This is a genomic window from Parathalassolituus penaei (assembly GCF_026626885.1).
GTDB classification, from domain to species: Bacteria; Pseudomonadota; Gammaproteobacteria; order Pseudomonadales; family Oceanobacteraceae; genus Oceanobacter; species Oceanobacter penaei.
Map to the genome: position 1 here is coordinate 1 of NZ_JAPNOA010000051.1, position 2,314 is coordinate 2,314.

Annotated in this window: 3 protein-coding genes; all 3 read left to right on the plus strand. The window is 41.8% G+C overall.

Translation table 11 applies throughout. The features are described 5' to 3' along the window. Positions 1-8: 8 nt before the first annotated feature. Complete coding sequence (locus tag OUO13_RS20090; RefSeq protein ID WP_428982302.1) at positions 9-92, plus strand: hypothetical protein; 84 nt, start codon at positions 9-11, stop codon at positions 90-92. 136 nt (positions 93-228) lie between these two features. Continuing rightward, positions 229-1,203: a DGQHR domain-containing protein gene (locus tag OUO13_RS14345; protein WP_283174592.1), complete on the plus strand. Its 975-nt coding sequence runs from the start codon at positions 229-231 to the stop codon at positions 1,201-1,203. Then, positions 1,200-2,162, plus strand: coding sequence for a hypothetical protein (locus OUO13_RS14350; protein ID WP_283174593.1), 963 nt, complete (start codon positions 1,200-1,202; stop codon positions 2,160-2,162). Before OUO13_RS14345 ends, OUO13_RS14350 begins: the two co-directional genes overlap by 4 nt. The last annotated feature ends 152 nt before the right edge of the window (positions 2,163-2,314 follow it).

Sequence of the window (2,314 nt, forward strand, 5' to 3'; positions counted from 1 at the left end):
AGGATTACATTGATGGCTTCTACAACCGATCACGCCTGCACTCTGGTCTGGGTTATCTCAGTCCACTAGAGTATGAGGCGAAGAATGGATAATACGAATGTGTCCGCAAAAGCGGGGCAAGATCACACTTGTGGGCTGGACTGGCAATCCGCTGCGCGGCTTTCCAGCCGGTTATGGCGGCGTTAGCCCACTAAATGAGTAAATCACTTCGAATTATGGAAATAAAATATGACTTTAGAACGAACTAGTTTTGGAAGTGTAAGTTTGGTTAGGCAAGGTGACCATACCTTCTACTCGCTCACGTTGCCAAGTGAGCTTTTGGCAGAGACCTGTTTTGTAGTTTCGAGAGACGAAGATCCTAAAGAAGGTTTTCAAAGAGAGCTCGATGAAAAAAGAGCAAGAGAGATTGCCGCCTATATTGATAGTGGTCTTGGGACAATTCCGAGCTCTATCGTGCTGTCCGCGCAGGATGACGCTGAGGTTAAATATGATTCCAAAAGAAAGAGCATAAGCTTTCTTCCGTTGCGCAAGGCTTTCTTGATTATTGATGGCCAGCACCGAGTGTTCGGATTCATGCATGCGAAAAAAGCTTTTAGGGTTCCAGTTGTAATATATGACGGTCTCTCAAAGCGTGATGAAACTCGACTTTTTATTGATATTAACTCAAAACAAAAAGGCGTTCCCCCTGAATTGCTCCTTGATATTAAGAAGCTTGCTGAATACGAAAATGATCAAGAAGAGTTTCTGAGGGGGGTGTTTGATACTTTTCTTCAAGAAAGTGATAGCTGTCTTTTTGGGAAATTGTCTCCAGCAAGCAAGTCAGCTGGAAAAATAACGAGGTCGACGTTTAATACGGCAATAAAGCCCCTCGTGAAAATTTTCGGCGGAAAAGATGTTTATGAGATATACCAAATTTTAAACAGCTACTTTCTTTCATTCGATGAAGGAGTTTTGATCAAGCATGACCTTCATGAGCAAATATACAATACAACAGTTTTTAAGGCGATTTGTGGATTGTTTCCAGTAATAGCAGCAAAAGTAAAAGATCGCTTTGGGGCAATTTATACGGCGGACAATTTTTACTATTTTATGGATAAAGCTGGAAATAATATAAAGCCAGCAAAAATCAGATCGCCAGGGCAAGCCTACAAACCGTTGGTTAAGTATCTTGAGGAATGCTTGAAGGAAGATTTCCAGCTGTGACTGAATCTATTCAAAAAGTTCTTGTTCAAATGACTCATCTGGACATGTTCGGCGTTAAGCCTACCAAAGGCTTAGATGTCAAGGGATGGATAGCGAATCAGAATTACTGGTTTGACCAAGATATTACCGCAACAACATTTACGGTGAGAACTACAGACAAAAGCAATCTATCTTTAGCTCTGGCTAACGACTGCAATCGAATGGCGATGGCAGCTATCGAAAGTGTGGCAGGTGTAAGACTCGATGAACCGTTCAAAAGCAGTGGTGCATGGGCAATTATTCGCGTCTATTATGCAGCTTTTTTTGCAGCTCACAGCATTATGAGAATGTATGGTATCTCATGCTGTCAGTTGGAGCCTGCACACGCGAACAAATTATTTCAAATTGCTGATCTGCTTGGGAAAACAGGCGGAGAAAGAAATATTGAGAAGGGTTTTTACGCTATTAAGATTGATAAAAGATATGAGTCCGTAAGTTTCTTTAAGTATAAAGACTCACACAAAGATACTTGGGCTTGCTTCTTGAGTTTAATTACCGATATTATCGGTGATATAAATGGTGTCACTGCATTAAGTAAATATAAGTTGGAAGCGACGGATATTTTATCCTCTATCAAACAAGGGCTGATACGCGGAGGGAGTGGTAGTTGTGGCAATTGGCTCTCCCAAATTAGGAATTCAGTAAACTATCAGCACAGCCATGGTGTGTGGTTTCCATATGAAAGGCGACCTGTTTCACCTCGATGCATTGTTCAACTAAATGCAGATTGGGTTAAGCCGCCAATTGTGATAAACCATAAAATCAAAAAAGGTGATGTTGAGGCATTTTTCGAGTTGTCAGCAGACTTACTCTCTTTGTTTAGGACCCTACTGTCCTCATGCATTGATAAGACTGGGTCAACAAAGACAATTTTTGCAAACGGTAGTTTTCGTCAGCTCAATAGTATGCAGCTAGCGTAGGCTAACAATCCAAAGCACGCGGACCTCTGATCTTGCCCCGTTTTAACGGACACCTTTTGACGTTACAGAAGGTGCCCAATGCCAGCCTACAAGAACCAGAAAAAGACAAAGCAGTACTCACTGGAATTCAAGCGATCAGCCGTTGAGATGAG

Bases quoted from the DNA above. Each gene is read 5' to 3' on its own strand.
- OUO13_RS14345 (WP_283174592.1), top strand. From the start codon at position 229: ATGACTTTAGAACGAACTAGTTTTGGAAGTGTAAGTTTGGTTAGGCAA.